General features: G+C 59.0%; 24 protein-coding genes. 11 read left to right on the top strand and 13 right to left on the bottom strand.

Going from position 1 to position 26,444, the window contains the following annotated elements:
* Positions 1-64: 64 nt before the first annotated feature.
* The 9 genes from panC to dksA form a co-directional block, all read right to left on the bottom strand.
* Positions 65-925 (bottom strand): pantoate--beta-alanine ligase, encoded by an 861-nt coding sequence (gene panC / locus AC1DKH_RS23030; protein WP_477799406.1) that lies wholly within the window; start codon positions 923-925, stop codon positions 65-67.
* Positions 922-1,722 carry a 3-methyl-2-oxobutanoate hydroxymethyltransferase gene (gene panB, locus AC1DKH_RS23025; protein ID WP_477799405.1) on the bottom strand — a complete coding sequence of 267 codons (801 nt, stop codon included), beginning with the start codon at positions 1,720-1,722 and terminating at the stop codon, positions 922-924. The genes panC and panB overlap by 4 nt, the downstream gene beginning before the upstream one ends.
* 364 nt (positions 1,723-2,086) lie before the next feature.
* Positions 2,087-2,572, bottom strand: coding sequence for a 2-amino-4-hydroxy-6-hydroxymethyldihydropteridine diphosphokinase (gene folK / locus AC1DKH_RS23020; protein WP_477799404.1), 486 nt, complete (start codon positions 2,570-2,572; stop codon positions 2,087-2,089).
* Between the two features lie 3 nt (positions 2,573-2,575).
* Positions 2,576-3,976, bottom strand: coding sequence for a polynucleotide adenylyltransferase PcnB (locus AC1DKH_RS23015; protein ID WP_008050165.1), 1,401 nt, complete (start codon positions 3,974-3,976; stop codon positions 2,576-2,578).
* 823 nt (positions 3,977-4,799) lie between these two features.
* Positions 4,800-6,239, bottom strand: a complete 1,440-nt coding sequence (locus AC1DKH_RS23010; RefSeq protein WP_477759972.1) for a sigma-54-dependent transcriptional regulator — start codon at positions 6,237-6,239, stop codon at positions 4,800-4,802.
* A gap of 22 nt (positions 6,240-6,261) precedes the next feature.
* A complete protein-coding gene (locus tag AC1DKH_RS23005; protein ID WP_007990065.1) occupies positions 6,262-9,216 on the bottom strand; it encodes a sensor histidine kinase in 2,955 nt (984 codons plus the stop codon).
* Positions 9,200-9,376 (bottom strand): hypothetical protein, encoded by a 177-nt coding sequence (locus AC1DKH_RS23000; protein ID WP_003176118.1) that lies wholly within the window; start codon positions 9,374-9,376, stop codon positions 9,200-9,202. The genes AC1DKH_RS23005 and AC1DKH_RS23000 overlap by 17 nt, the downstream gene beginning before the upstream one ends.
* 77 nt (positions 9,377-9,453) lie before the next feature.
* A complete protein-coding gene (gene gluQRS / locus AC1DKH_RS22995) occupies positions 9,454-10,344 on the bottom strand; it encodes a tRNA glutamyl-Q(34) synthetase GluQRS (protein ID WP_477799403.1) in 891 nt (296 codons plus the stop codon).
* A gap of 77 nt (positions 10,345-10,421) precedes the next feature.
* Positions 10,422-10,862, bottom strand: a complete 441-nt coding sequence (gene dksA, locus AC1DKH_RS22990) for an RNA polymerase-binding protein DksA (RefSeq protein ID WP_007971100.1) — start codon at positions 10,860-10,862, stop codon at positions 10,422-10,424.
* A gap of 334 nt (positions 10,863-11,196) precedes the next feature.
* Here dksA and AC1DKH_RS22985 point away from each other — a divergent pair, with 334 nt between their 5' ends.
* Together AC1DKH_RS22985 and sfsA are read left to right on the top strand one after the other, a co-directional pair.
* Positions 11,197-12,369 carry a pyridoxal phosphate-dependent aminotransferase gene (locus AC1DKH_RS22985; protein WP_477799402.1) on the top strand — a complete coding sequence of 391 codons (1,173 nt, stop codon included), beginning with the start codon at positions 11,197-11,199 and terminating at the stop codon, positions 12,367-12,369.
* Positions 12,369-13,082, top strand: a complete 714-nt coding sequence (gene sfsA / locus AC1DKH_RS22980) for a DNA/RNA nuclease SfsA (RefSeq protein WP_477799401.1) — start codon at positions 12,369-12,371, stop codon at positions 13,080-13,082. The genes AC1DKH_RS22985 and sfsA overlap by 1 nt, the downstream gene beginning before the upstream one ends.
* Here the strand turns inward: sfsA and AC1DKH_RS22975 are convergent.
* The 4 genes from AC1DKH_RS22975 to AC1DKH_RS22960 all read right to left on the bottom strand — a co-directional run bounded on the left by AC1DKH_RS22975 (position 13,079) and on the right by AC1DKH_RS22960 (position 16,288).
* Positions 13,079-13,396, bottom strand: a complete 318-nt coding sequence (locus tag AC1DKH_RS22975) for a Rieske (2Fe-2S) protein (protein ID WP_477757025.1) — start codon at positions 13,394-13,396, stop codon at positions 13,079-13,081. The two genes, sfsA and AC1DKH_RS22975, sit on opposite strands and share 4 nt — an antisense overlap.
* Before the next feature lie 379 nt (positions 13,397-13,775).
* Positions 13,776-14,048, bottom strand: coding sequence for a TfoX/Sxy family protein (locus AC1DKH_RS22970; RefSeq protein ID WP_108216473.1), 273 nt, complete (start codon positions 14,046-14,048; stop codon positions 13,776-13,778).
* A 247-nt stretch (positions 14,049-14,295) separates the two neighbouring features.
* Positions 14,296-14,640 carry a pentapeptide repeat-containing protein gene (locus AC1DKH_RS22965; protein ID WP_477799400.1) on the bottom strand — a complete coding sequence of 115 codons (345 nt, stop codon included), beginning with the start codon at positions 14,638-14,640 and terminating at the stop codon, positions 14,296-14,298.
* A 91-nt stretch (positions 14,641-14,731) separates the two neighbouring features.
* Positions 14,732-16,288 (bottom strand): bifunctional aminoglycoside phosphotransferase/ATP-binding protein, encoded by a 1,557-nt coding sequence (locus AC1DKH_RS22960; RefSeq protein ID WP_477764621.1) that lies wholly within the window; start codon positions 16,286-16,288, stop codon positions 14,732-14,734.
* A 116-nt stretch (positions 16,289-16,404) separates the two neighbouring features.
* On the opposite strand from AC1DKH_RS22960, the gene mrcB reads away from it, so the two are divergent.
* The 9 genes from mrcB (at position 16,405) to msrQ (ending at position 26,267) form a co-directional block, all read left to right on the top strand.
* Positions 16,405-18,723: a penicillin-binding protein 1B gene (gene mrcB / locus AC1DKH_RS22955; protein ID WP_477759974.1), complete on the top strand. Its 2,319-nt coding sequence runs from the start codon at positions 16,405-16,407 to the stop codon at positions 18,721-18,723.
* Positions 18,724-18,739: 16 nt separating this feature from the next.
* Positions 18,740-19,477 carry a tetratricopeptide repeat protein gene (locus AC1DKH_RS22950; RefSeq protein WP_477799399.1) on the top strand — a complete coding sequence of 246 codons (738 nt, stop codon included), beginning with the start codon at positions 18,740-18,742 and terminating at the stop codon, positions 19,475-19,477.
* The gene (locus AC1DKH_RS22945; RefSeq protein ID WP_223454881.1) at positions 19,477-19,812 is read left to right on the top strand and encodes a YqcC family protein; all 336 of its coding nucleotides are present in this window, start codon (positions 19,477-19,479) and stop codon (positions 19,810-19,812) included. The genes AC1DKH_RS22950 and AC1DKH_RS22945 overlap by 1 nt, the downstream gene beginning before the upstream one ends.
* A gap of 483 nt (positions 19,813-20,295) precedes the next feature.
* Positions 20,296-22,020 carry an acetolactate synthase 3 large subunit gene (locus tag AC1DKH_RS22940; RefSeq protein ID WP_477759975.1) on the top strand — a complete coding sequence of 575 codons (1,725 nt, stop codon included), beginning with the start codon at positions 20,296-20,298 and terminating at the stop codon, positions 22,018-22,020.
* A 2-nt stretch (positions 22,021-22,022) separates the two neighbouring features.
* Positions 22,023-22,514: an acetolactate synthase small subunit gene (gene ilvN / locus AC1DKH_RS22935; RefSeq protein ID WP_003176102.1), complete on the top strand. Its 492-nt coding sequence runs from the start codon at positions 22,023-22,025 to the stop codon at positions 22,512-22,514.
* A gap of 45 nt (positions 22,515-22,559) precedes the next feature.
* Complete coding sequence (gene ilvC / locus AC1DKH_RS22930) at positions 22,560-23,576, top strand: ketol-acid reductoisomerase (RefSeq protein WP_003228216.1); 1,017 nt, start codon at positions 22,560-22,562, stop codon at positions 23,574-23,576.
* A 144-nt stretch (positions 23,577-23,720) separates the two neighbouring features.
* Positions 23,721-24,575, top strand: coding sequence for a CDP-diacylglycerol--serine O-phosphatidyltransferase (pssA, locus tag AC1DKH_RS22925; protein WP_007971084.1), 855 nt, complete (start codon positions 23,721-23,723; stop codon positions 24,573-24,575).
* A gap of 58 nt (positions 24,576-24,633) precedes the next feature.
* Positions 24,634-25,647: a protein-methionine-sulfoxide reductase catalytic subunit MsrP gene (msrP, locus tag AC1DKH_RS22920; RefSeq protein WP_477799398.1), complete on the top strand. Its 1,014-nt coding sequence runs from the start codon at positions 24,634-24,636 to the stop codon at positions 25,645-25,647.
* Positions 25,647-26,267 (top strand): protein-methionine-sulfoxide reductase heme-binding subunit MsrQ, encoded by a 621-nt coding sequence (msrQ, locus tag AC1DKH_RS22915; RefSeq protein WP_477764618.1) that lies wholly within the window; start codon positions 25,647-25,649, stop codon positions 26,265-26,267. Before msrP ends, msrQ begins: the two co-directional genes overlap by 1 nt.
* Positions 26,268-26,444: the final 177 nt, after the last annotated feature.

Raw genomic sequence — 26,444 nt, 5'->3', positions numbered from 1 at the left:
AGGCTGCGATCTTTTGATCTCGCCGTTGATTTTGGTTTTGTTGTTTGATCTTTGATCTTGCTGTTTAAACCGCAGCGTCGAGGTTCAGGTGCAGGTTGTCGATCAACCGTGTAGTCCCCAGGAAGGCCGCCACCAGAATCACCAGGTCACGATCCTGCGCCGTCGCTGGGCGCAAGGTCAGGGCATGGCGGATTTCCAGATAGTCAGGACGCAGGCCGGCTGTTTCGAGCTGTTTGATCTGCGTGCCGATCAGCGCCGGGTAGTCGCGTTCACCCTGCTTGATCGCCTCGCCGATCGTTTTCAGCGTGCGGTAGACCACCGGTGCCACAGCGCGTTGCTCTTCGTTGAGGAAGCTGTTGCGCGACGACAGCGCCAGGCCATCGGCCGCCCGTACGGTCGGCTCACCGATGATCTGGATCGGCATGTTCAGGTCATGTACCAGCGCACGAATCACCGCCAGTTGCTGGAAATCTTTTTCGCCGAAAATCGCCAGGTCCGGCTGGACCATGTTGAACAGCTTGCTGACCACCGTCGCCACACCTTCGAAATGACCCGGCCGGCTGGCGCCGCACAGTCCTTCGGACAGTTGCGGGACGCTGACGCGGGTCTGGCCGGCCATTCCGTCGGGGTACATCTCTTCAACAGTGGGGGCAAACAACAAATGGCAACCGGCCTGGAGCAGTTTTTCCTGGTCGGCGGCGAGGGTGCGCGGGTACTTGTCGAGGTCTTCGCCAGCACCGAATTGCAGCGGGTTGACGAAAACGCTCGCCACCACGAAGTCCGCCCGCTGGGAGGCTTTGGTCACCAGTGCAACGTGACCGCTGTGCAGGTTACCCATGGTTGGCACAAAGGCGATGCGCTTGCCTTCGCTACGGGCGCGGGCCACTGCGGCCCGTAGTTCGCGTACGGTTTTTACGGTGTTCATGCAGAGAATCCGTGTTCGATCCCAGGGAAGGTCGCCGCTTTGACTTCAGTCACGTAGGCATTCAACGCAGCTTCAATGCTGGTTTGGCCAGTCATGAAGTTTTTTACGAATTTTGGCAAGCGGCCGGTAATGGACAGCCCCAGCATGTCGTGCAGAACCAGCACCTGGCCATCGGTGCGATTGCCGGCGCCAATACCAATCACCGGTATCTTCACCGCCTGGGTGATTTCTTCGGCCAGTTCGCTCGGGACGCACTCGAGCAGCAACATTGCCGCACCAGCCTGTTCCAGGGAAATCGCGTCGGCACGCATCTGCCGGGCCTGGTTTTCATTGCGACCCTGGACCTTGTAGCCGCCAAGGATGTTCACCGATTGCGGCGTCAGGCCCATGTGCGCGCAGACAGGGATGCCGCGCTCGGCCAGCAGGCGGATCGAATCGGCCAGCCACAACGCTCCTTCGACCTTGACCATGTGCGCGCCGGCCTGCATCAACAGGGCGCTGTTGGTCATGGTTTGCTCGGTGGTGGCGTAGGCCATGAAAGGCAGGTCGGCGAGGATCAGGGCATCGCTGTTACCGCGTTTGACGGCGGCCACGTGATAAGCCATTTCTGCAGTGGTGACAGGCAAGGTGCTGTCGTGGCCCTGCAAAACCATGCCGAGGGAGTCGCCCACCAGCAGCACTTCGACGCCGGCCTGATTGCAGGCATGGGCGAAGGTCGCGTCGTAGCAGGTCAGCATGGTGATCTTTTCACCTTTTTGCTTCAGACCTTGCAGGGTGGTCAGGGTGATGGCTGGCATGAAAAGTTCCTCATTCAGGCGCTGTGGAAACTACTGCGAGTAACGCGCGTGATTCTTCGTTGAATACAGGCGCACGTTCTTTTGTCGTGCTTTTAAGGCCTGGATTGCGCCCTTGAACGCCGTGTTGGCGGCAGCGGGACGCCTATAGTCGTGAGGAGTACGAGGGAAGTCAATTGCGTGTGTTACCGCATTGTTACGGGTGGGGTGTTACCGGGGTAACTGATGCGATTCAGCAGCAGATCTTGTGCCTGGCCCAGGATCCCCTGTAGGAGCGAGCCTGCTCGCGATGGCAGTGTGTCAGTCAGCATTTCATTCGCTGACAGACCGCTATCGCGAGCAGGCTCGCTCCTACAGGGGATTTTCGTCAGTTCGGGGGCAGGCGTTCCAGGCCGACGAACGGGCATGTCTTGAGCAGTTCGGCCAAGGTCCGGCCATCGGCCAAGCGCAGATCCGCAGGTGCCAGTTCCGCCAGCGGATACAACACGAAGGCTCGTTCCTGCATATGGTAATGGGGAACCTTGAGGCGCGGTTCGTCGATCAGGCGATCACCGAACAACAAGATGTCGAGGTCCAGCGTGCGCGGTCCCCAGCGCTCAAGACGCTCGCGACCCTGGCCGTTTTCGATGGCCTGCAAGGCATCCAGAAGGTCCAGCGGCGCCAGCGTACTGTCGAGAGCGGCCACCGCATTGGTGTAACGCGGTTGGTCGGGCAGCAGCGAGTCGCTTTGGTAAAACGCAGAAACCCCGACCAGCGCCGTTTGCGGCAAATGCGCCAGCGCCTCGATGGCGCTGCGCAATTGTTCGGCGGGGTCAGCCAGATTGCTGCCCATGCCGATGTAGGTGCGTTCCATGGATTACTCGCCCGTGGTGCTCGAAGCGCCGGCAGCGCGTTTGCGCTTGGAACCACCGCTGCGGCGACGCTTGCGCGGGGCGCCGGTGCCTTCGTCCTTGCCGCTGAGGTCGCGAATCATGTCACGGCGCTCGCTTTCGTTGGCGTCCTGGTAGTCCGTCCACCATTCGCCCAGGCCATCGGTCTGCTCGCCGGCGCTTTCACGTAGCAGCAGGAAGTCGTAGCCAGCGCGAAAACGCGGGTTGTCCAGCAGCAGATCGGCACGCTTGCCGCTGCGGCGGGGCAGGCGTTCCTGCATGTCCCAGATTTCGCGGATCGGCATGGTGAAGCGTTTCGGAATCGCGATGCGCTGGCACTGTTCGGCAATCAGCTCGTGCGCCGCTTCCTGCATTGCCGGAATCGGCGGCATGCCACGCTCCTGCAGGCGCAGGACGCGGGCCGGCAGGGCAGGCCAGAGCAGGGCTGCAAACAGGAACGCCGGGGTGACCGGTTTGTTCTGCTTGATCCGCAGGTCGGTATTGATCAGGGCTTCGCTGATCAGGGTGTGGGTGTACGTCGGGTTGTATTCCAGTGCTTCGGCGCTGGCCGGGAACAATGGATCGAACAACTGCAGGTCGACCAGCATTTCAAACGTATCGGCGGCATGGCCGGAGAGGAACAGCTTGAGCACCTCTTCGAACAGGCGAGCCGACGGGATCTCGCGCAGCATCGGCGCCAGGCCGCGGATCGGCAGGGCGCTGTGTTTTTCGATGCCGAAGTTCAGCTTGGCGGCGAAACGCACGGCCCGCAGCATCCGTACCGGGTCTTCCTGGTAGCGTTGCGTCGGATCGCCGATCAGGCGGATCAGGTGATTGCGGATGTCGTGTACGCCGTTGGCGTAATCGAGGATGCGCTCGCTGACCGGATCGTAATACAAGGCATTGATGGTGAAGTCGCGACGTTGCGCGTCTTCTTCCAGAGTGCCGTAAACGTTATCGCGCAAGATGCGCCCGCTTTCGTTGCGCGAAGACTGATTGCTGTCTTCCTCGTCTTCGTTCTGCGGGTGATTGGCGCGGAAGGTCGCGACTTCGATGATTTCGCGGCCGAAGTGGATGTGCACCAGTTTGAATCGGCGCCCGATGATTCGCGCGTTACGGAATTCGGCCCGCACCTGCTCGGGTGTGGCGCTGGTGGCAACGTCGAAATCTTTCGGTGTGATACCCAGCAGCATGTCGCGCACGCAGCCGCCAACCAGGTAAGCCTGATAACCGGCGCTCTGCAGGCGTTCAACGATATTCACCGCGTAACGGCTGAATTGCGCCTTCTGCAGCGAATGTTGGCCGCTGTTGAGCACTTCAGGCGTGCTGCGAATGTGTTGCGTAGGACGCTTGGGAGAACGGAATGACTGGAACAGCTTCTTCAGCATGGGATGCACTGTTTGAAGGAATATTCGGCCATAACAAAAGAATGACCGCATGATGGGCGGGGATTCTAGCATTTAGTCAGGGGATGGTGTAGGACGCAGCAGATATGAGCTGTAGGCCGCAGGCTGTAGGAGCGAGCTTGCTCGCGAAAAGCGCAAGAGCGGTGCGGGGTGTCTGGTTTTACGCGTTATCGTTCACGACCATCGCGAGCCAGCTCGCTCCTACGGTAAGCAGGTGCGCAGATTCTGGAATCACGGAAACCACAAGGGGAGCCGAAGCTCCCCAAGAAGTAGTTGCATGCTCTATTTTTATTTTTGGTTTCGGGCTTCTTGTTTTTGTTGAGTGCCCTCGCCATGAAGCTTTCCTTCATGACCCTCCCAATCGGGAGTCAAGAGCAAACGGATTGCTTTGGTCGCTGAATTGCAGTGATCTTTCGATCCAACCAGTACAGGTTCTGTCTTAAGACAGTTTTTTGTTGTTCTCGGCCTGGTCGTGGGGCAAGCCCCAAATACAACGCCTCTCCAAAAGAATCAGTTAGCTACGCCTCTCGCCGTCTTGTTTTTATTGTGCGTGAGTCGATTCGTCTTATTTTTATTGTCTTGTGCATTGCTTGTTATTGTTCTTGTACCAAACATATAGCAGGGTGCGTGCCAACTTTTGCGAAACCCAATGAAACAAGGGGTTAGGCCGCTCGGCAGGCATTTCGAGGGCCAAAAAAAGCCGGGGCTTCGTTACCGTAAGCCCCGGCTTCTGTTACGTGAAAAAACTGAGGTAACAGTTTTTTCCACAAAGTCACGTGTTACCCGCACATGAGACAGGTGTGGTTCAGCTTTCGCTGGCCACCCCGGTCTTGCGCCGCGGGATGCCCAGGCGCTGACGGCGCTCCCACAGGCATTTGCGGCTGACCCCGAGTTTGCGGGCCAGCTCGGTTTCGGTCATGTGGTCCTGATGCTCGAGGACGAAATGCTGGAAGTAGTCTTCCAGGGAGAGGTCTTCGGTCGGCTCGTGGTTGCTGTTACTGGCATTGCCATTGCCCTGTTGTGGGGGCAGGCCAATGAATTCGTCGTCTTCCAGGTCGCCCAGCTCGATGTCGATGCCCAACAACTCGGCGGAAATTTCCGGGCTTTCGCACAGGATAACGGCACGCTCGACGGCGTTTTCCAGTTCGCGAACGTTGCCCGGCCAGGAGTAGTGACGAATGGCTTGCTCGGCATCCGCGGCGAACGTCAGGTCGGTGCGGTTGATTCGCGCACTTTGCCGCGCCAGGAAGGCGTTGGCGATTTCGTTGACGTCCGCACCGCGTTCGCGCAGGGCGGGCAGCTTCAGCGCGATAACGTGGAGGCGGTAATACAAGTCTTCGCGGAACTGGCCGATCTTCGCCAGGCTCTTGAGGTCGCGGTGAGTCGCGGCGATCAGGCGCACATCGACTTTCTGCGACTGCACCGAGCCAACACGACGAATTTCGCCTTCCTGCAATACGCGCAGCAGTCGTGCCTGGGCTTCCAGCGGCAGTTCACCGATTTCGTCGAGGAACAAGGTGCCGCCATCCGCCGCTTCCACCAGGCCGGCGCGTCCGGCGCTGGCGCCGGTGAATGCGCCTTTCTCGTGGCCGAACAGTTCGGATTCGATCAGGCTTTCCGGAATGGCTGCGCAGTTCACCGAAATCATCGGTGCCTTGGCGCGTTTTGAGAGGTTGTGAAGGGCGCGCGCCACCAGCTCTTTACCGGTACCCGACTCGCCCTGGATCAGAACGTTGGAATCGGTTGGCGCGACTTTGCGGATCTTGCCATACAGGTCCTGCATCGGCGGGCACGAGCCGATAATGCCGATTTCACCGTTGCTGTTGTCGGTACCGGATTTCGCCGCACCGTTGGCGGCTTTGCCGGCAACTGCCTCACCACCGGCTTGTACCGTTTGTCGGTCACGCAGGATTCGTGCGGCGGCTTGCAGCATTTCGTCGTGGTCGAATGGCTTGGCAATGTAATCCACCGCACCCATTTTCATCGAGTCGACCGCCGAGCGCAGGCTGGCATAGCTGGTCATGATCAGCACCGGCGTGCCTTGGGCGAGCTTGATCAGCTCCGTGCCAGGCGCGCCCGGCAGACGCAGGTCACTGATGATCAGATCGAACGAGGGAATGGTGAAGCGTTCTTGTGCTTCCTGCACTGATCCGGCTTCGCTGACCTGGTACTGGTTACGTTCCAGCAGGCGGCGCAAGGCGGAGCGGATAATGGTTTCGTCTTCGACGATCAAAATGTGCGGCATTGATTCGATACTCTCGACGGTCTCAGTTCACAGCGGACGTCGCTTCGACATGACGCGGCAAGGTAACCCTGATTCGGGTGCCGCGTTGGCTTTGAACATCAGCCGGGCTGTCGATGGTGATTTGTCCATAATGCTCTTCAACGATGGAATAGACCAGTGCAAGGCCCAGACCGGTGCCTTCGCCAGGGTCCTTGGTGGTGAAGAAAGGTTCGAACAATCGGTCCATGATGCTCGACGGAATACCACTGCCTTCGTCTTCCACGATCAGATCGACCGTGTGTTCGCCAGCTTCGCTCTTGACCCGTACCGCACTGCCGGGAGGCGAGGCGTCACGGGCGTTTGAAAGCAGGTTGATCAATACCTGGGCCAGCCGTTGCGGGTCGCCTTCGACCCAGTGTTCGGGGTCGCACAGGTTGTAGAACTGCACTTCGAAATTGCGTCGGTTCAGGGCCAGCAGGCCGATGGCATCCTGAGCCACTTCGGCCAGACAGACGGGCTCGTCGCTGTGCTGATGGCTGCCGGCATGGGCAAAGCTCATCAGCGACTGGACGATGCGCGACACGCGTTTGGTCTGCTCGAGGATCTGGCCGCTGATTTCCTTCAGCTCGCCGTCTTCTTCACGTTCTTCGCGCAGGTTCTGCGCCAGGCACGCGATACCGGTGATCGGGTTGCCGATCTCATGGGCCACGCCGGCCGCCAGTCGACCGATGCTGGCCAGACGCTCGGAATGCACCAGTTTGTCCTCGAGCATCTGGGTTTCGGTCAAGTCTTCCACCAGCAGCACCAGGCCACTGTTGCCCGGCGCGAGGGGTTCGTCGATCGCCGCTTTGTGCAGGTTCAACCAGCGGGTCTGGCCGTCGAGGGCCAGGTGCTGTTTGTGCAAGTGTTCGTCCGGCAGATTGATGAAGCCTTGCAGCAGTTCTTTCCATGGGTCGGCAATGGTGCTCAGGCGCGAACCGACCACGCGCTGCGCAGCGATGCCGGTGAGTTCCTCCATGGCCTTGTTCCACATGAGAATTTCCTGATCCTTGGCCAGCGAGCAAACGCCCATCGGCAATTCCTGCAAGGTCTGGCGGTGATAGCGGCGCAGGGCATCGAGTTCGGCGGCCAGGCCGGTCAGGCGCGAGTGGTAATCCTCGAGGCGACTTTCGATAAAGTGAATGTCTTCGGTGACGTAGTTTTCGCCGCCGGCCTTGTAGGGCAAGAAGGTTTCGACCATGTCCTGGGCCACACTCGGGCCCATCAGGCCGGAGAGGTTGGCCTCGATGCGGTCACGCAAGCGGCGCAGGGCATAGGGTCGGCGTTCGTCGAAAGGCAGATAGAGGTCGCGCAGTGCCTGTTCCACTTCTTTCTGCGCCGCCTTTGCACCCAGTGGCTTGGCCAGTTGCGTGGCGAACTCCTGAGGCGAGGCGGCGTGCAGTTCCCGACGCTGCGGGCGGCGCACGTTATCCACGGCGCAGGCTTCGGCAGCGCTGGCTTCTTCGGTGCTGGCGTTGGTGAACAACGAGATCAGGGTGAACATCAGCACGTTGGCCGCCAGCGAGGCAATCGCCGCCATGTGCCAGCTGGTGTCGTCCAGCACGTAGATCATGTTCAGCAGCGGAATGTAGAAGCCCTGCAGATTGCCGACCAGTGGCAACAACATGGTCACCAGCCACACAAGGATCCCCGCCAGCAAGCCGGCGATGAAGCCGCGACGGTTGGCGGTCGGCCAATACAGGACCGAGAGCACGCCCGGCAGGAACTGCAGCGTGGCGACGAAAGCGACAATGCCGAGGTTGGCCAGGTCCTGCTCGGCACCGAGCATCAGGTAGAAGCCGTAGCCGGCCATGATGATCGCGACGATCAGCGCCCGGCGGGTCCACTTCAGCCAGCGGTAGATGTTGCCTTCGGCCGGTGGTTGATACAGCGGCAGCACCAGGTGGTTCAAGGCCATCCCGGACAGCGCCAGCGTGGTGACGATGATCAGGCCACTGGCGGCGGACAACCCGCCGACATACGCCAGCAACGCCAAAGCCTTGCTGTTGGCGGCGATGCCGATGCCCAGGGTGAAGTATTCCGGGTTGGTGGTGGCGCCGAGCTTCAGTCCGGCCCAGAGAATCAGCGGCACCGCCAGGCTCATCAGCAGCAGGAACAGCGGCAGGCCCCAGCTCGCACTGACCAGCGAGCGCGGGTTGAGGTTTTCGGTAAAGGTCATGTGATACATGTGCGGCATCACGATCGCCGAGGCGAAGAACACCAGCAGTAGCGTACGCCACGGGCCTTCCTGCAAAGGCGTGTGCAGGGCAGCGAGCGCGGTCTGGTTTTGCAGCAACCACAACTCAAGCTGTTGCGGGCCGTCGAACACACCGTAAAGCGCATACAGCCCGACACCGCCAAGGGCGATCAGCTTGATCACCGATTCGAAGGCAATCGCGAACACCAGGCCTTCATGTTTTTCGCGGGTGGCGATGTGGCGGGAGCCGAAGAAAATCGTGAACAGCGTAATCAATGCACAGAAGCTCAGGGCCACGCGATGCTGTACCGGCTCGCGGGTGAGGATACCGATGGAGTCGGCGACCGCCTGAATCTGCAAGGCCAGCAGCGGTAATACGCCGACCAGCATGAAAATCGTGGTCAGCGCACCAGCCCAGGTGCTGCGGAAGCGGAAGGCAAACAGGTCCGCCAACGACGAAAGCTGATAAGTACGGGTGATCTTCAGGATCGGGTAGAGCAACACCGGCGCCAGCAGAAATGCTCCGGAAACCCCCAGGTAGCTGGACAAAAAGCCGTAGCCGTACTGATAGGCCAGGCCCACGGTGCCGTAAAACGCCCAGGCACTGGCGTAGACGCCCAGTGACAGGGTGTAGGTCAGCGGGTGGCGAATGATCGCCCGGGGAATCATGCCCCGTTCACTGATCCAGGCCACACCGAACAGCACCGCCAGGTACGCGGCACTGATCAGGATCATCTGGGTCAGGCTAAAGCTCATCGGCATCTTTTTGGCTCTGCAGGATGAAAGTCACGACGATCAGAATCAGCCAGAGCAGATACGGGCGATACCAGGCGCCAGTGGCGTCGATCCACCAATCCATGATGGCTGGGGAAAACAGGTAAATCCCCACTACCAAAAGCAGGACCAAGCGATAGATGTACATCCCGGCCTCTCTTTTTTATGCGCGTGCCCGAAAACGTGCGGCGATGGTAACGGATGGGCGCGCCACTGCAAGTGCGATCACAACAGCTGTGCCTCGGGCAGGCTCAGTGTGCGCGGGATCAACGAGGCATCCCAGTGGGCAATGCCCCAGTTCAGCACTTCCCGCGGCGTGGCATCAGTCAGTTCGGTTCCCGGGTTCTGTCCCAGCGCGCGCAGCGCCCGCAGCAACAGGGGCGTTGCCTGATCCTCGGTCAACGGCGGCGAGCGGTAGGACTTACCAAGTTTATTGCCATCAGGTTGAGTAATCAGCGGGATATGCAGATAACGCGGCTGCGGCAGACCGAGCAACTCTTGCAGGTAGAGCTGACGGGGCGTGGAGTCCAGCAGGTCGGCACCTCGAACGATATCGGTGATGCCCTGCCAGGCATCGTCCAGGACCACGGCCAATTGATAGGCGTAGAGGCCGTCGCGGCGGCGGATCACAAAATCGCCGACTTCCCGGCCCAGATGCTGGCGGTATTTGCCTTGCACCCGGTCGATGAAGTGGTACTCCAGCTCCGGAACACGCAGGCGGATGGCGGCATCGTCGGTGCCATGGCCGGCATTGCGGCACAGCCCCGGATAAATCCCGTGGTACGGCGCCAGCTGTTTGCGCGAGCAGGTGCAGGCGTAGGCCAGGCCGTGATTGAACAGGCGATTGAGCACCTCGGCATAGGCATCGTGCCGCTCGCTTTGGCGAACCAGGTCGCCATCCCACTCGAAGCCATAGCTTTCCAGCGCCTTGAGAATGGCCGCCTGGGCGCCGGGTTCTTCACGGGGCGGATCAAGGTCTTCCATGCGCATCAGCCAGCGTCCGCCCACTGAGCGCGCGTCAAGGTAGGAGGCCAGTGCGGCGACCAGCGAACCGAAGTGCAGATGGCCACTAGGGGTGGGAGCGAAGCGCCCGATGTAGGGGGTGTTGGCGGTCATGGATGCATTTAAAGCCAAAAAAACATCAGAAACAAAAACGGAGCGTTCGCACGCTCCGTTCTTCGTTCAAGTCGCAATTATTTGCCGACTTGCTTTTCCTTGATTTCCGCCAGGGTCTTGCAGTCGATGCACAGGTCGGCGGTAGGACGCGCTTCGAGGCGCTTGACGCCGATCTCGATGCCGCAGGATTCACACCAGCCGTACTCTTCGTCTTCGATCAACTGAAGTGTCTTGTCGATCTTCTTGATCAACTTGCGTTCGCGATCGCGGGCACGCAGTTCGAGGGCGAATTCCTCTTCCTGGCTGGCACGGTCTGCCGGATCAGGAAAGTTGGCCGCTTCGTCCTTCATGTGGTCCACGGTCTTGTCGACACCTTCCATCAGCTCTTTCTTCCACTGATTCAGGACCTTGGTGAAGTGCTTGCGCATGGGTTCGCCCATGTACTCTTCGCCAGCTTTCTGAACATAGGGCTCGAAGCCGCTGATCGCCTGGTTTTGCTGCTTTGCTTGGGTGGACATGAAATAGACCGCCTCTACTCTTGTAATCCATCTGCGCAGGATTGCTCCATCACCGGCACCTGCTCGGCCCTGCGGCTGCAAGCGGGCGAACTTACCAGATCAACTCGGGCCGCGCTACTCCCGGATGTCGAGCTCGCGGCACAGGGTGCTTGCAAATGATGACAAACCGTTGTCTGGTGGCTCTGGAACCCTGCTCAATTATTGATATTAGTCAATCCTTGCGCGCGCGCTCGAGTCGTTTGTGATCGGGGTTACAAGGCCTCTGACCGCTTTAGGTTCTCGCTCGTTCCTGCGCTTGGGTAGAATCGGTTTTTTCTCCGTTGAAGGAAGGCCAATGGCTCAGCCCTACAGTGCCCGCAGTCGCGCAATCGAACCTTTCCATGTCATGGCGCTGTTGGCGCGGGCCAATGAATTGCAGGCGGCCGGCCACGATGTGATCCACCTGGAAATCGGCGAGCCGGACTTCACCACCGCCGAACCGATCATCCAGGCTGGCCAGGCTGCGCTGACAGCGGGGAAAACCCGTTACACCGCCGCGCGCGGCATTCCGGAGCTGCGTGAGGCCATTTCGGGCTTTTATCAGCAGCGTTATGGTTTGAACATCGACCCGCGGCGCATCCTCATCACGCCTGGCGGGTCCGGCGCGTTGCTGCTGGCCAGCGCTTTGCTGGTCGACCCCGGTAAACACTGGCTGCTGGCGGACCCGGGCTACCCGTGTAACCGGCATTTCCTGCGGCTGGTCGAAGGCGCGGCACAACTGGTACCGGTCGGTCCGGATGTGCGTTATCAATTGACGCCTGGCCTGATCGAGCGTCATTGGGACCACGACAGCGTCGGCGCATTGGTGGCATCGCCAGCCAATCCGACCGGCACGATCCTGACCCGCGACGAGCTGGCGAAGTTGTCTGTCGCGATCAAGCAGCGCCACGGTCATCTGGTGGTCGACGAGATTTATCACGGCCTGACCTACGGCACCGATGCGGCCAGCGTGCTGGAAGTCGACGACAGTGCATTCGTTCTGAACAGCTTTTCGAAGTACTTCGGAATGACCGGTTGGCGACTCGGATGGCTGGTGGCCCCCGACGCGGCCGTCGGTGAGCTGGAAAAGCTCGCCCAGAATCTCTACATCAGTGCACCCAGCATGGCGCAGTACGCTGCACTGGCCTGTTTCGAACCGGCAACCATCAGCATTCTCGAAGAGCGTCGCGCCGAATTTGGCCGGCGTCGGGATTACCTGCTGCCGGCCTTGCGTGAATTGGGCTTCGGCATTGCGGTGGAGCCGGAAGGAGCTTTCTACTTGTACGCCGATATCAGCAAGTTCGGCGGCGATGCCTTCGCGTTCTGTAAACATTTTCTCGAAACCGAGCATGTGGCATTCACCCCGGGGCTGGATTTCGGGCGTTATCAGGCCGGGCATCATGTGCGGTTCGCCTATACGCAAAACATCGAGCGTTTGCAGGCGGCGGTCGAGCGCATTGCCCGTGGGTTGCGGAGCTGGCAAGGCTGATGCGATTTCATCCTCCCCTCGAAGAAGGCCGCCTGATTCGTCGTTACAAGCGTTTTCTCGCCGATATCGAAACCGTTGATGGCGAATTGCTGACCATTCACTGCCCGAACACTGGCTCGATGCTCAATTGTCAGGTCGAAGGCGGGCAGGTCTGGTTCAGTCGCTCAAACGACCCGAAACGCAAGTTGCCCGGCACCTGGGAGGTCGGTGAAACCCCGCAAGGGCGGCTGTTTTGCGTGAACACCGCCCGGGCCAATGGTTTGATCGAAGAGGCGCTGCGAGCGGGCGTCATCACCGAACTGAACGGTTTTACCGGGCTCAAGCGCGAAGTGGCCTATGGTCAGGAAAACAGTCGTATCGATTTCCGCCTCGATTACCCAGAAGGGGCTGCCTACGTCGAAGTCAAAAGCGTGACCCTGGGCTTCGACGGTACGGCGGTGGCAGCGTTTCCCGATGCGGTCACCCAGCGTGGCGCCAAGCATCTGCGGGAGCTGGCGCATTTGGCCAGGGACGGTATTCGCGCGGTGCAGTTGTACTGTGTTTGCCTGACCGACATCGAGGCCGTGCGCCCGGCGCAGGAAATCGATGCGGTTTATGCTCAGGCCTTGCGTGAGGCTATCGCCTGCGGGGTCGAGGTATTGGCTTACGGTGTGCGGTTGAGCCACGAAGAAATGTTGGTCGACCGGTGTCTGGACGTGTTACCGGGTGGTTAAAGGCTGATCCAGATCCCCTGTTCATCCTCGCGGCAGGCCACGCTGGTCAAGGTTTGCCCCGCGCAAGGGCCGGCGACGCATTCGCCGTCTTCGATCAGGAACAGTGCGCCATGGGTGGCGCACTGGATCAGGCTGTTGCTGGGGTCGAGAAACTGGTCGGGATGCCACTCAAGGGCAACGCCCCGGTGCGGGCAGCGATTGATGTAGACATAAACCTGCCCGCTACGGCGCACCGCAAAAAACTTTTGGCCATTGATGTCGAACCCGCGGCTGCTGTCATTGACCAGCTCGGCACCTGCGCAAAGCAACTTCATGTCTATCCTCGGTCCCGCGGCTCGTGACCGGATATGTCCGAGCTTGAGGGGCGAATGCTATCAAATGGCTGCCTCGCCCGTGGAATCCTTTGAAGGAAGCTGCGCCAGACCCTGTCAGTACTTTTCCACAGGCAAAAAAAGACCCGGCAAGAGCCGGGTCAAATAACCGTGATTAGCCTGATGAGGAGATAATCCGAGAGTCCGAACCAAGGGCTTTTCAGAATATCGACAGTCTCGCGACTGGTTGTGATAATCATATAGATTCTCATTACCAAGTCAACCGCTGTTTTTTGATTTCTTTGCGATTTTCCGGATTTGCGTCTGCAGGCCCCGTAATCATTGGGTTTCAGGTTGCAAGGCTTCAGAAGTATTTGTCGGATCAAATCTTGTGGCGTGTAGAGATGGCTTCCAGTTGTTTGTTCAGCGCTTCCTTGCGCTCGGCAGGAATGTCGTTCCAGTGAACGTCCATCAGGGCGCCTTCAATTGCGTACAACAACACCTTGGACGCCCGAAAACCGCGCGTGCGCACGGCCCGATAAGCATCCACCGCCCCGAGGCGACGCAAGTCCGACGCGCTATGGATGCCCACGGCATGCAGCCATTGCGCTGACGTCTTGCCAAGATTCTTCAGGTGTTGCAGTTCATCATTCATCAAGCCTCCTTGCGATGGCCGAATGGAGAGCGTGGGCAATCTTCTGAGGAGTGTAGCCATCAGTAGGAAACGCGTGATTGTTTGCTCGTTTTCGACGCAAATGCTTCTAAGAAACGAGTATTGGCAGAGCGTGAAAAATCCGCGAACGCAGTAGGAAGAGGTGGGGAAGAATCAGGAATTACGGGCGAGTATCCCTCCACAGTCCAGCGCAATCAGGGGCGCTGGACGTGTCGGTCAGCGACGTTGGTCAGCGGGTGCGATAACGCAATCGCGTGCCGAAGTTCATCGACATCAGGATTTCGTCGGCGCTGAGTTCCACCGGAAAGTAGGCGCCGGAGATTTGCGCGTGGGCCAGGCTCGCGCCTTCCAGGTTCGCTTTACTGAAATCAATGCCGCGCAAGTCGGCGGAACGGAAGTAGGCGTTGCTGAAATCCACACTGTCGGCATTCAGCTCGCGCAGGTCCAGCCCCCGGAAGTCTCCACCCGCCATGTCGATGGGGCCATCCTTGGGGCGTTCACTGTTGAAGCCTCTGATGTCGTCTTTGTGCAGAAGGGCGTAAAGCGGTGTGTCGAGAAATTTCGGCTGGCTCATGTCGCATCACCTGTTGGTTTTATGACGCCAGTATAGTGCCACTATTTGGCGGCCGTGAAGCCAGCGGAGACTTCACGGCTGAAAAACTTCCTTACAGGCCCGGAAGGCGCTGACGAATTTGCGCGACAACGGTATCGAGCGTCCCGCTTTCATTAGTCTGGACGCGCTTGCTGCAGAGGATTTCTGCGGGTGTCAGCGCTTCACGGCTGGCTTGCTGGGCTGCGATAACAGCCAGGGTGGCGTCGGACGGGTCTTTCTTGTCTGCCTGGCGCACGGCCAGCCAGCTTTCGATCACGGCCTGTGGCGCATTGCAGTCGAGGATCAGGAAGGGTGTGCCCGTGGCCTCGGCCACCATTGCGGCACTGTCACGCTGATCACGCTTGAGGTAAGTGGCATCGACCACCACCGGGAAGCCCGCACGCAGGATGACGTCGGCGATTTCGTGCAGGCGGGTATAGGTCGCCGCGCTGGCGTCGGCGCTATAGATGCCGGCCTGTACATCATTCTCGACGGTTTGCTCGCCGAACAGACGCTTGCGCTCGACATCGGAGCGCAGGCGAATCGCGCCCAGGGCTTCGACCAGGCGCATGGCGACATGGCTCTTGCCGACGGCGGAAACGCCGCTGGTAATGGCCATGAAACGCGAAGGAATGGTGCTGTAGCTTTCCGCCAGGTTGGCGTAGTTGCGGTACTGGCGCAGGGTCGTGGCGCGCTGCACCGCAGTGGCTTCGGCCGGCATGCTGAACAGGGCAACCTTGGCGCGAACCAGTGCGCGGTAGGCTTTATAGAAGTTCAGCAGTTCGAGGCCGCGATAGTCACCGGTCAGCTCCAGGTACTGGCTGATGAAGCGACGCGCCAGGCACTTCAGGCCACGATCTTCCAGGTCCATCGCCAGGAAGCCGGTGTCGGCATAAACGTCGGTAAAGCGAAACGGTTCGTTGAATTCGATGCAGTCGAAGATCACGACCTTGCCGTCGATCACGGTTGCGTTACCCAAGTGGATATCACCGTGGCATTCACGAATGAAGCCTTCGGCCTTGCGCTGGGCGAATAGCGGTTTGAGGCGTTCGAAGCTGCTTTCGGCCCAGGCTTGCAGGGCGTCGAGTTGCAGCAGGTCGGCTTTGTCGCTGAGGAACGGACGGATCTGTTCGAAGTTCTGTTGCACCGGCGCCATGACGCTGTCCGGGGTGCCGGCTTCGTGCCCGGCTGGCACTTTCGGTGCGCTGAGGTGGAAGCGGGCGATTTGCCCGGCCATCTCGTCGATGTGCGCGGTGGTCAGTTCGCCATTGGCTTGAAGGGTGCTGAGCAAGCCGGTTTGCGGGAACTGGCGCATCTTCAGTACATATTCGATGGCCGGGCCTTCACCACCCAGTTGCGGAGCCTCGGCACTGCCGGTGACGGGCAGCACTTCGAGGTACAAATCGTCGGTGAGGCGCTGGTTCAGACGCAGTTCTTCAGTGCAAAAGTGTTCGCGAGCCTCAAGGCTGGTGAAGTCGAGAAAGCCGAAATTGACCGGCTTCTTCACTTTATAGGCATAGGGGCCGGTGAGCAGTACCCAGGAAATATGGGTCTCGATGACCTGGAATCCCTCTACAGGATGCGGGTAGAGGGCAGGGTTTTGCAGGGCAGCGATCAGGGACTGGCTCACAGGCGATCCTTCAGAGACTGGGAAATTCAAGGCCGTCATTATGGCCGCAAGTCCGCTCGACGCAAACCTCGGAGCGCTCCTGTTGAGGATGAATAAAGTGCGTATAATCCGCCGCCATGACTCGTACTAGAACTCCCCGAACCCCAAAAAAACCACCCTCCAGGGGCCTGCGCCCGTGGCTGGGCTGGGCCATTAAACTCAGTCTGGTCGCCCTGGTAGTGCTGGCCGGATTCGCCGTTTACCTTGATGCAATCGTCCAGGAGAAGTTCTCCGGCAAGCGCTGGACCATCCCGGCCAAGGTTTACGCGCGCCCGCTCGAGCTGTTCGTCGGACAAAAGCTGAGCAGGGATGATTTTCTGACTGAACTCGATGCCCTGGGCTATCGCCGTGAAAGCGTGGCCAATGGTCCGGGGGCGGCGTCGGTCAACGGCAATACCGTCGATCTGAATACCCGTGGCTTCCAGTTCTATGAAGGCATGGAACAAGCGCAACCGGTGCGGGTGCGTTTCTCCGGCGATTACGTGGCCGAGTTGGCGGGGGCAAAAGGCTCGAAACTGTCGGTGGTGCGCCTGGAGCCGCTGCTGATCGGCGGCCTGTACCCGAAAAACCTCGAAGACCGGATTCTGATCAAGATCGATCAGGTGCCGCCGTATTTGCTTGAAACGCTGGTGGCGGTCGAGGACCGCGATTTTTATCATCACTTTGGTGTTTCGCCGAAGTCGATCGCCCGTGCCGTCTGGGTCAACGGTTCGTCCGGCCGCATGCGTCAGGGCGGCAGTACCCTGACTCAGCAGTTGGTCAAAAACTTCTACCTGACCAACGAGCGCAGCCTGAACCGCAAACTCACCGAAGCGATGATGGCGCTGCTGCTTGAACTGCATTACGACAAGCGCGAAATCCTTGAGGCTTACCTCAACGAAGTGTTTATCGGGCAGGACGGTCAGCGCGCGGTGCATGGTTTCGGTCTCGCCAGCCAGTTCTTCTTCAGTCAGCCGCTGGCCGAGCTCAAGTTGCATCAGGTCGCACTGCTGGTGGGCATGGTCAAGGGACCTTCTGCCTATAACCCCCGTCGTTATCCGGAGCGTGCCCTTGAGCGGCGCAACCTGGTACTCGATGTGCTGCAGGAGCAGGGCGTTGCGACTGCCGAGCAGGTTGAGGCGGCGAAGAAAATGCCGCTGGGCGTGACTAAGCGCGGCAGTCTGGCGGACAGCTCGTTCCCCGGCTTCCTCGATCTGGTCAAGCGTCAGTTGCGCGAAGACTATCGCGACGAAGACTTGACCGAAGAAGGTCTGCGGATCTTCACCAGTTTCGACCCGATCCTGCAGATGAAGGCTGAAGCCTCGGTCAACGACACCTTCAAGCGTCTGGCGGGGCGCAAGGGTTCCGATGACGTCGAAGCGGCAATGGTCGTGACCAACCCGGAGACGGGTGAAGTGCAGGCCATGATCGGCAGTCGCCAGGCCAGTTTTGCCGGGTTCAACCGGGCGCTGGATGCGGTACGGCCGATCGGCTCGCTGATCAAGCCGGCGGTTTATCTGACTGCACTGGAGAAACCAAGCCAGTACACATTGACCAGTTGGCTGTCGGACGAATCCTTCTCGGTCAAAGGCGCGGATGGTCAGGTCTGGAAACCGCAGAACTATGATCGTCGTTCTCACGGTACGGTCTTCCTCTATCAAGGCCTGGCGCACTCCTACAACCTGTCGACCGCGCGTCTTGGTTTGGCGGTCGGTGTGCCGAACGTATTGAAGACGGTGGAGCGCCTGGGGGTGTCTCGTGAGTTCCCGGCCTTCCCGTCGATGTTGCTCGGCGCTGGCGGCATGACGCCGATCGAAGTGGCGACCATGTACCAGACCCTCGCCAACGGCGGCTTCAATACGCCGATGCGCGGGATCCGAAGCGTGCTGACTGCCGAGGGCGAGCCGCTCAAGCGTTATCCGTTCCAGATTCAGCAGCGTTTCGATCCGGCCTCCATTTACCTGATCCAGAGCGCCATGCAGCGGGTGATGCGTGAAGGTACCGGCAGTTCGGTCTATAACGTGCTGCCAAGGACCCTGACCCTGGCGGGTAAGACCGGTACCAGTAACGACTCGCGGGACAGTTGGTTTGCCGGTTTCAGCCAGGACTTGCTGGCGGTGGTCTGGCTGGGTCGCGACGACAACGGCAAGACGCCATTCACCGGCGCCACCGGGGCCCTGCAGGTCTGGACCAGCTTCATGCGCAAGGCCGACCCGTTGCCGCTGGATATGCCGCAGCCGGATAATATTGTTCAGGCCTGGGTTGATTCGCGAACCGGGCAAGGTTCTGACGCCGGTTGCCCAGGTGCCGTACAGATGCCGTATATTCGCGGCAGCGAACCGCCTCCCGGCGCCGCTTGCGGTGGTGAAAACCCTGCCGAGTCGGTAATGGATTGGGTCAAGGGCTGGATGAATTAAGCAAAGAGGGTTTCAAGTGAACAAGTGGTTGATTCCAGCGGTTGCCGCCGTAGCTTTGCTCAGCGGTTGTTCTAGCGTACAACGTGGCTCGATTCCGGTTGTGGATTCCGGCACCGTCGTGTCCAACAGTGAGCGGATCTCGGCCAATGGCGGCTTCCGCCAGACGACTGTCAAGCGCCCTGCACAAGGCCAGTCGCGGACCCAGGCGATTGCGCAAGGCGACAGCGGTGTAGTGGTGATGGTGCCAGGCGCTGCAACGACTTCGACGCCGATCAGCACGACACCGATTACCCCGGGTCCGATCACGCCAGGGCCGATTGACACGTCGCCGGTCCAGTCGGCGCCGATCAATCAGGGCAGCTACAGCATGCCGTCGTCGCCAAGCGGGATTCCGTCGGCCAGTGCGGGCGGACTTTCTGCTGACGAGCAACTGGACGGTCCGGTGTTGGCCTTGCTGACCACCGCTCAACAGCAACAGACGAGCGGTGATCTCAACGGTGCTTCCTCCAGTCTCGAACGCGCCCAACGCGTTGCACCGCGTGAGCCGCAGGTGCTTTACCGTCTGGCGCAGGTGCGCATGGCTCAAGGCGATGCGGCCCAGGCCGAGCAGTTCGCTCGCCGTGGGCTGACCTTTGCCAATGGTCGGCCAGCCCTTCAGGCCAACTTGTGGGAGCTGATTGCCCAGGCGCGTGAAAAGCAGAGTGATTCCCAGGGCGCGGCATTGGCTCGTCAAAAGGCCAAGGTAACGCTGTGATGGACGCGCGCTTTCTGAAAATCGCCGATCAACTGTTGTTGATCGAGCGCGAGTTGCGGGTGCAAGGGTGGTGGGATGAAGTCTCACCCTCTGCTGAAGCGCTTGCCAGTGTCGAGCCGTTTTCGGTCGATACACTGGATTTCGAGCAATGGCTGCAGTGGATCTTCCTGCCGCGCATGAAGATGATCCTTGAGCAGGATTTGCCGCTACCCAATGCTTCGGGCATTCAGGAAATGGCTGAAATGGTCTTTGCCGGACGCAATGTCCAGGGCAAGGATCGGCAGTTGCAGGTATTGCTCAAACAGTTTGATCAGTTGATCACAGCGTCTCGCTGAGCCAGAAGCTGCCAGCGTCCGCTGGCAGTTGTTCACAATCTCTCTCTGTTTTGTCGCCTGCTGCTAGTTAAGTGCATTCGCCTGCCAATTTTTTGCCAAAAGTTGCGCAATCGAAGCTAACACACGGCTGATTTACGGGTTTTTTCTTGCGTTCTCATGTGCTTAGTAGAATAAAGCACGTAGACGACTTGACTTGCGAAGGACGAAACAGAAGAATCCAAAGTCCGCTGTACAGGGACTGCCAGAAGCAGACCCTCTCAGCAGATCATGAGGCGCCTATCCGCGTCGACCTGTTACACCCGCAACGCGTTACCTCGCGCTGGGTGGGAAAGGCCCGCAACACTTGGGACGATCCCAATACTTGCTCAGTCAGTGCTGACGTAGTCGGCGACCACCGTCGCTCATGCTCTGCCGAGAAGTAAACCTATTAAGACCCGTCCCATTTTTCGTGGGCGGTATTCTGGCGTTTTAGAGGTGAGCAACGTGGAGCTTTTATCTGGCGGTGAGATGCTCGTCCGCTTTTTGCGCGACGAAGGCGTCAAATATATCTACGGGTACCCGGGTGGTGCTCTTCTTCATGTTTACGATGCCCTGTTCAAAGAACCGGAAGTGACCCACATCCTGGTTCGTCACGAGCAAGCGGCTACCCATATGGCTGACGGCTACGCCCGTGCCACCGGTAAGGCCGGTGTGGTACTGGTGACTTCCGGTCCTGGCGCAACAAACGCCATCACCGGTATCGCCACCGCCTACATGGACTCCATTCCGATGGTGATCATTTCCGGCCAGGTGCCTAGCACCATGGTCGGCACCGATGCGTTCCAGGAAACCGACATGATCGGTATCTCCCGGCCGATCGTGAAGCACAGCTTCATGATCAAGCACGCGTCGGAAATCCCGGAAGTCATGAAGAAGGCGTTCTACCTGGCGCAATCCGGTCGTCCTGGTCCGGTCGTTGTCGATATCCCGAAAGACATGACCAACCCGGCCGAGAAGTTCGAATACGTCTTCCCGAAAAAAGCCAAGCTGCGTTCCTACAGCCCGGCTGTTCGCGGTCACTCCGGTCAAATCCGCAAGGCGGCAGAAATGCTCCTGGCGGCCAAGCGCCCTGTGTTGTACTCGGGCGGCGGCGTGATCCTCGGCGGTGGTTCCGCACCACTGACCGAACTGGCGAAGATGCTCAACCTGCCAGTGACCAATACCCTGATGGGCCTTGGTGGCTTCCCTGGCACCGACCGTCAGTTCATCGGCATGCTCGGCATGCACGGCAGCTACACCGCCAACCTGGCGATGCACCATGCTGACGTGATCCTCGCTGTCGGCGCGCGTTTCGACGACCGTGTCATCAACGGTGCCTCGAAGTTCTGCCCGAATGCCAAGATCATTCACATCGACATCGACCCGGCTTCGATCTCCAAGACCATCAAGGCCGATGTGCCTATCGTGGGTCCGGTCGAGAGTGTCCTGACCGAAATGGTCGCGATCCTCAAGGAAATCGGTGAGACCCCGAACAAGGAGTCCGTTGCCAGCTGGTGGAAGCAGGTTGACGAGTGGCGTGGTGATCGCGGCCTGTTCCCTTATGACAAGGGCGACGGCAGCGTCATCAAGCCGCAAACCGTGATCGAAACCCTGTGCGAAGTGACCAAGGGCGACGCCTTTGTGACCTCCGACGTGGGCCAGCACCAGATGTTTGCTGCGCAGTACTACAAGTTCAACAAACCGAACCGCTGGATCAACTCCGGTGGCCTGGGCACCATGGGCTTCGGTTTTCCGGCGGCCATGGGCATTCAGTTGAGCTACCCGGATGCCGACGTTGCCTGTGTAACGGGCGAAGGCAGTATCCAGATGAACATCCAGGAACTGTCCACCTGTCTGCAATACGGTTTGCCGGTAAAAATCGTCATTCTGAACAACGGCGTTCTGGGTATGGTTCGTCAGTGGCAGGACATGAGCTATGGCAGCCGTCACTCGCACTCCTACATGGAGTCGTTGCCTGACTTCGTCAAGCTGGCAGAAGCCTATGGTCACGTTGGCGTGCGCATCACTGAATCGAAAGATTTGAAGTCGAAGATGGAAGAAGCGTTCGCCATGAAAGATCGCCTGGTGGTGATCGATATTTCGGTCGATACCAGTGAGCACGTCTACCCGATGCAGATCAAAGACGGCTCCATGCGCGATATGTGGCTGAGCAAGACGGAGCGTACCTAATCATGCGGCACATTATTTCCTTGCTTCTGGAAAACGAACCCGGTGCTCTGTCTCGTGTGGTTGGCCTGTTCTCGCAGCGCAACTACAACATCGAAAGCCTGACCGTGGCCCCGACCGAAGACCCGACCCTGTCGCGTCTGACGCTGACCACGGTTGGTCACGATGAAGTCATCGAGCAGATCACCAAGAACCTGAACAAGCTGATCGAAGTGGTAAAACTGGTCGACCTGTCGGAGAGTGCTCACATCGAGCGCGAACTGATGCTGGTCAAGGTCAAGGCCACCGGCGCCCAGCGTGCCGAGATCAAGCGCACTACCGATATTTACCGTGGGCAGATCGTCGATGTCAGCGCCAGCGTGTATACCGTTCAACTGACCGGTACCAGCGACAAGCTCGACAGCTTCATTCAGTCCATTGGCACCGCCTCGATTCTGGAAACCGTCCGTAGTGGCGTGACCGGCATTGCCCGCGGCGACAAAGTACTCAGCATCTAAACCAAATTAGCGAACGGCCTGAACGGCCTGATATAGGGGAAATTCATGAAAGTTTTCTACGATAAAGACTGCGACCTGTCGATCATCCAGGGCAAGAAAGTTGCCATCATCGGTTACGGTTCCCAGGGCCACGCTCAAGCGTGCAACCTGAAAGATTCCGGCGTTGACGTGACTGTTGGCCTGCGTAAAGGTTCGGCTACCGTTGCCAAGGCTGAAGCCCACGGCCTGAAAGTGACCGACGTTGCTTCTGCCGTTGCAGCTGCCGACCTGGTCATGATCCTGACCCCGGACGAATTCCAGTCCTCCCTGTACAAGAACGAAATCGAGCCGAACATCAAGAAAGGCGCCACCCTGGCCTTCTCCCACGGCTTCGCGATCCACTACAACCAGGTTGTGCCGCGCGCTGACCTCGACGTGATCATGATCGCGCCGAAGGCTCCAGGCCATACCGTACGTTCCGAGTTCGTGAAGGGCGGCGGTATCCCTGACCTGATCGCTATCTACCAGGACGCCTCGGGCAACGCCAAGAACGTCGCTCTGTCCTACGCTGCCGGCGTTGGCGGCGGTCGTACCGGCATCATCGAAACCACCTTCAAGGACGAGACTGAAACCGACCTGTTCGGCGAACAAGCCGTTCTGTGCGGCGGTACCGTTGAACTGGTCAAGGCCGGTTTCGAAACTCTGGTTGAAGCTGGCTACGCGCCGGAAATGGCCTACTTCGAGTGCCTGCACGAACTGAAGCTGATCGTTGACCTCATGTACGAAGGCGGTATCGCCAACATGAACTACTCGATCTCCAACAACGCCGAATACGGCGAGTACGTGACCGGTCCGGAAGTGATCAACGCCGAATCCCGTCAGGCCATGCGCAACGCCCTGAAACGTATTCAGGACGGCGAATACGCCAAGATGTTCATCAGCGAAGGCGCTACCGGCTATCCTTCGATGACCGCCAAGCGTCGTAACAACGCCGCTCACGGTATCGAAATCATCGGCGAGCAACTGCGCTCCATGATGCCGTGGATCGGTGCCAACAAGATCGTCGACAAAGCTAAAAACTAAGTCACGCCCTTGTACGAAAAACGCGGCTTAGGCCGCGTTTTTTCGTTTGGGGGGCCGGTTCTGGTATAAAGCTGCATCGTTTGCGGCCGAACCGTCGTCCCAGACACCTGTCCAGACTTTCCACCCCGTTGCAAGGTAATGTCCATGAGCGAACGCCCCGAAGAGCCAAACCAGGCTTCTGACGCCGAAAGCCTGCTGCCCATCGATGAACATGTCGAGGAAGGGCATGACGCTGAAGGTCGTAAAGTCCGGCATCGTGGTATCTATCTTCTGCCGAATCTGTTCACCACTGCGAACCTGTTCGCAGGGTTCTATTCCATCATCAACTCGATGAGCGCCCAGGCGGCTTTGAGTGCCGGTGACTCGGCCAATGCGAGCAAGTATTTTGCGTTTGCAGCCATCGCGATCTTCGTTGCCATGGTGCTCGACGGTCTTGATGGTCGCGTGGCCCGCATGACCAATACCCAGAGCGCCTTTGGTGCCGAGTACGACTCGCTGTCGGACATGGTTGCCTTTGGTGTGGCGCCGGCATTGCTGGCCTTCGGTTGGGCCTTGGGTGACATGGGCAAGGTTGGCTGGATGGTCGCCTTCATCTATGTGGCGGGCGCGGCATTGCGTCTCGCGCGTTTCAACACTCAAGTCGGTACGGCGGACAAGCGCTACTTCATCGGCCTGGCCAGCCCTGCTGCAGCGGGTGTGGTTGCAGGCATCGTCTGGGCGTTCAGCGATTACGGTATCCAGGGGTCGAAGATGTCCTTCCTGGTTGCGCTGATGGTTGCTGCGGCCGGCATGCTGATGGTCAGCAACATCAAGTACAACAGCTTCAAGGAACTGGATTTGAAAGGCCGTGTGCCGTTCGTGGCGATCCTCGCGGTAGTGCTGGTGTTCGCGGTTGTTTTCAGTGATCCGCCGCGCATTCTGCTGCTGGTGTTTCTCGCCTATGCAGCCTCCGGCCCGGTTCAATACCTGTTACGTCTTCGCCGTAACAAGAGCGCGTAATTTCCCTCATACTCCGCAGTCTATGGGTGCGTCTGTCCTCCAAAGCTGCGGAGTAACCATGCTGATCAAAGTCCCCAGAACGTCCGACTGCCATGAGTCGGACGTCACGCCTGAATCCCTCTATCTATCTCGACGCAAAGTGCTCGGCGCCACGGTTGCCGGCTTCGCTCTGGGCGGCCTGCCGCAATGGGCCAGCGCTGGCGATGCTGCGCGTTATCCGGATGTCGAGCCCGGCAAGGCGCCTGCCTGGTTCAGCGAAAAACTTCCGACCACCCGGTGGGGCGCGGTCAGCGTCAAGGATGAGGCGATCACACCGTTCAAGGATGCGACCCACTACAACAACTTCTACGAGCTCGGCACCGACAAAGGTGATCCGGCTGCCAATGCCAGCACGCTGAAGGCGGAGCCGTGGTCGGTGGTGGTGGACGGGGAGGTGGGCAAGCCTGGGCGGTATGCGCTGGAGGACTTCATGAAACCGTATCAGCTGGAGGAGCGAGTCTACCGGCTGCGTTGCGTGGAAGCCTGGTCGATGGTCATTCCCTGGATCGGTTTTCCGCTTTCGGCCTTGCTCAAGGAGGTCGAGCCGACCTCGAAAGCCAGATTCATCCGCTTCGAAACCCTGCAGGATCCCAAAAGCATGCCGGGTCAGCGCTCCGGTTTTGCCTTGATCGACTGGCCCTATATAGAAGGGCTGCGTCTGGATGAGGCGATGAACCCATTGGCGATTCTTGCGGTGGGTATGTATGGGCGTGAGTTGCCGAATCAAAACGGCGCGCCGTTGCGGTTGGTGGTGCCTTGGAAATATGGCTTCAAGAGCATCAAGTCCATCGTGCGCATCAGTCTGGTCGGCGAGCAGCCGAAAACCACCTGGCAGAGCATTGCTGCGAATGAATATGGCTTTTATGCGAACGTGAATCCCACGGTTGATCATCCTCGCTGGACTCAGGCGCGTGAACGCCGCCTGCCCAGTGGTTTGTTCAAGCCCAATGTGCGCGACACACAAATGTTCAACGGCTACTCAGAGGAAGTCGCCTCTCTATATACGGGGCTCGACCTGAGGAAGAACTACTGATGCGCTATCCGTTTTGGCGTGTCGGTGTCTTTGTCGTGGTGCTGGTGTGGCCGCTGCTGTGGTTGTACCAGGCCTGGGAGGATGTCCTCGGGCCGGATCCGGGCAAGGTACTGGTTGATCGACTGGGTTTGGGGGCGCTTGTTCTGCTGCTTGTAACCTTAAGCATGATGCCTTTGCAGAAGCTCACCGGTTGGGCGGGGTGGAATGCCGTGCGGCGACAGTTGGGATTGTGGTGCTTTGCCTATGTGCTGCTCCACCTCAGTAGTTATTGCGCATTCATACTTGGTTTTGACTGGTCGCAGCTGGGTGTCGAGTTGCGCAAGCGGCCTTACATTATTGTCGGTGCGCTGGGCTTTCTTGGTTTGCTGGCATTGGCGGTGACTTCCAATCGATACAGTCAGCGGCGATTGGGTGTTCACTGGAAGAAGTTGCATCGCCTGGCTTATGTAATTCTCGGGCTTGGATTACTGCATATGCTCTGGATTGTGCGTGCCGACCTGAAGGAGTGGGTGATCTATGCATCTATAGGTGCATTGCTGTTAGTGCTGCGGCTACCGCCTTTGGCTCGTCGAATCCCGCGTTTAGTGGCTAAAAAGGGCTCTTCTGCCAAAAAGGCGTAAATAGTGGTTGACGGCAGATTACAGGTGTCTATAATTCGCCCCACTTCCGGCGCAGTCGAAACGGAAAACTCCTTGGTAAACAATGAGTTACGCAGTTTTCGGCAGCAGGTTGCTTCAGGTCATCGAAGCCAAAAGGGAGTTGAAAAAGAGGTGTTGACAGCAGCGTGTAACGCTGTA

The organism is Pseudomonas sp. 05L36 (genome assembly GCF_056398125.1).
The sequence above is the reverse complement of the archived record's forward strand: the minus strand, read 5'-3'. Positions and strand labels throughout refer to the sequence as shown.

What these genes read in the sequence shown, in the direction of transcription:
- panC (WP_477799406.1), bottom strand. Translation starts at nt 925, where the DNA reads ATGAACACCGTAAAAACCGTACGCGAACTACGGGCCGCAGTGGCCCGC.
- panB (WP_477799405.1), bottom strand. Translation starts at nt 1,722, where the DNA reads ATGCCAGCCATCACCCTGACCACCCTGCAAGGTCTGAAGCAAAAAGGT.
- folK (WP_477799404.1), bottom strand. Translation starts at nt 2,572, where the DNA reads ATGGAACGCACCTACATCGGCATGGGCAGCAATCTGGCTGACCCCGCC.
- AC1DKH_RS23015 (WP_008050165.1), bottom strand. Translation starts at nt 3,976, where the DNA reads ATGCTGAAGAAGCTGTTCCAGTCATTCCGTTCTCCCAAGCGTCCTACG.
- AC1DKH_RS23010 (WP_477759972.1), bottom strand. Translation starts at nt 6,239, where the DNA reads ATGCCGCACATTTTGATCGTCGAAGACGAAACCATTATCCGCTCCGCC.
- AC1DKH_RS23005 (WP_007990065.1), bottom strand. Translation starts at nt 9,216, where the DNA reads ATGCCGATGAGCTTTAGCCTGACCCAGATGATCCTGATCAGTGCCGCG.
- AC1DKH_RS23000 (WP_003176118.1), bottom strand. Translation starts at nt 9,376, where the DNA reads ATGTACATCTATCGCTTGGTCCTGCTTTTGGTAGTGGGGATTTACCTG.
- gluQRS (WP_477799403.1), bottom strand. Translation starts at nt 10,344, where the DNA reads ATGACCGCCAACACCCCCTACATCGGGCGCTTCGCTCCCACCCCTAGT.
- dksA (WP_007971100.1), bottom strand. Translation starts at nt 10,862, where the DNA reads ATGTCCACCCAAGCAAAGCAGCAAAACCAGGCGATCAGCGGCTTCGAG.
- AC1DKH_RS22985 (WP_477799402.1), top strand. Translation starts at nt 11,197, where the DNA reads ATGGCTCAGCCCTACAGTGCCCGCAGTCGCGCAATCGAACCTTTCCAT.
- sfsA (WP_477799401.1), top strand. Translation starts at nt 12,369, where the DNA reads ATGCGATTTCATCCTCCCCTCGAAGAAGGCCGCCTGATTCGTCGTTAC.
- AC1DKH_RS22975 (WP_477757025.1), bottom strand. Translation starts at nt 13,396, where the DNA reads ATGAAGTTGCTTTGCGCAGGTGCCGAGCTGGTCAATGACAGCAGCCGC.
- AC1DKH_RS22970 (WP_108216473.1), bottom strand. Translation starts at nt 14,048, where the DNA reads ATGAATGATGAACTGCAACACCTGAAGAATCTTGGCAAGACGTCAGCG.
- AC1DKH_RS22965 (WP_477799400.1), bottom strand. Translation starts at nt 14,640, where the DNA reads ATGAGCCAGCCGAAATTTCTCGACACACCGCTTTACGCCCTTCTGCAC.
- mrcB (WP_477759974.1), top strand. Translation starts at nt 16,405, where the DNA reads ATGACTCGTACTAGAACTCCCCGAACCCCAAAAAAACCACCCTCCAGG.
- AC1DKH_RS22945 (WP_223454881.1), top strand. Translation starts at nt 19,477, where the DNA reads ATGGACGCGCGCTTTCTGAAAATCGCCGATCAACTGTTGTTGATCGAG.
- ilvN (WP_003176102.1), top strand. Translation starts at nt 22,023, where the DNA reads ATGCGGCACATTATTTCCTTGCTTCTGGAAAACGAACCCGGTGCTCTG.
- ilvC (WP_003228216.1), top strand. Translation starts at nt 22,560, where the DNA reads ATGAAAGTTTTCTACGATAAAGACTGCGACCTGTCGATCATCCAGGGC.
- pssA (WP_007971084.1), top strand. Translation starts at nt 23,721, where the DNA reads ATGAGCGAACGCCCCGAAGAGCCAAACCAGGCTTCTGACGCCGAAAGC.
- msrP (WP_477799398.1), top strand. Translation starts at nt 24,634, where the DNA reads ATGCTGATCAAAGTCCCCAGAACGTCCGACTGCCATGAGTCGGACGTC.
- msrQ (WP_477764618.1), top strand. Translation starts at nt 25,647, where the DNA reads ATGCGCTATCCGTTTTGGCGTGTCGGTGTCTTTGTCGTGGTGCTGGTG.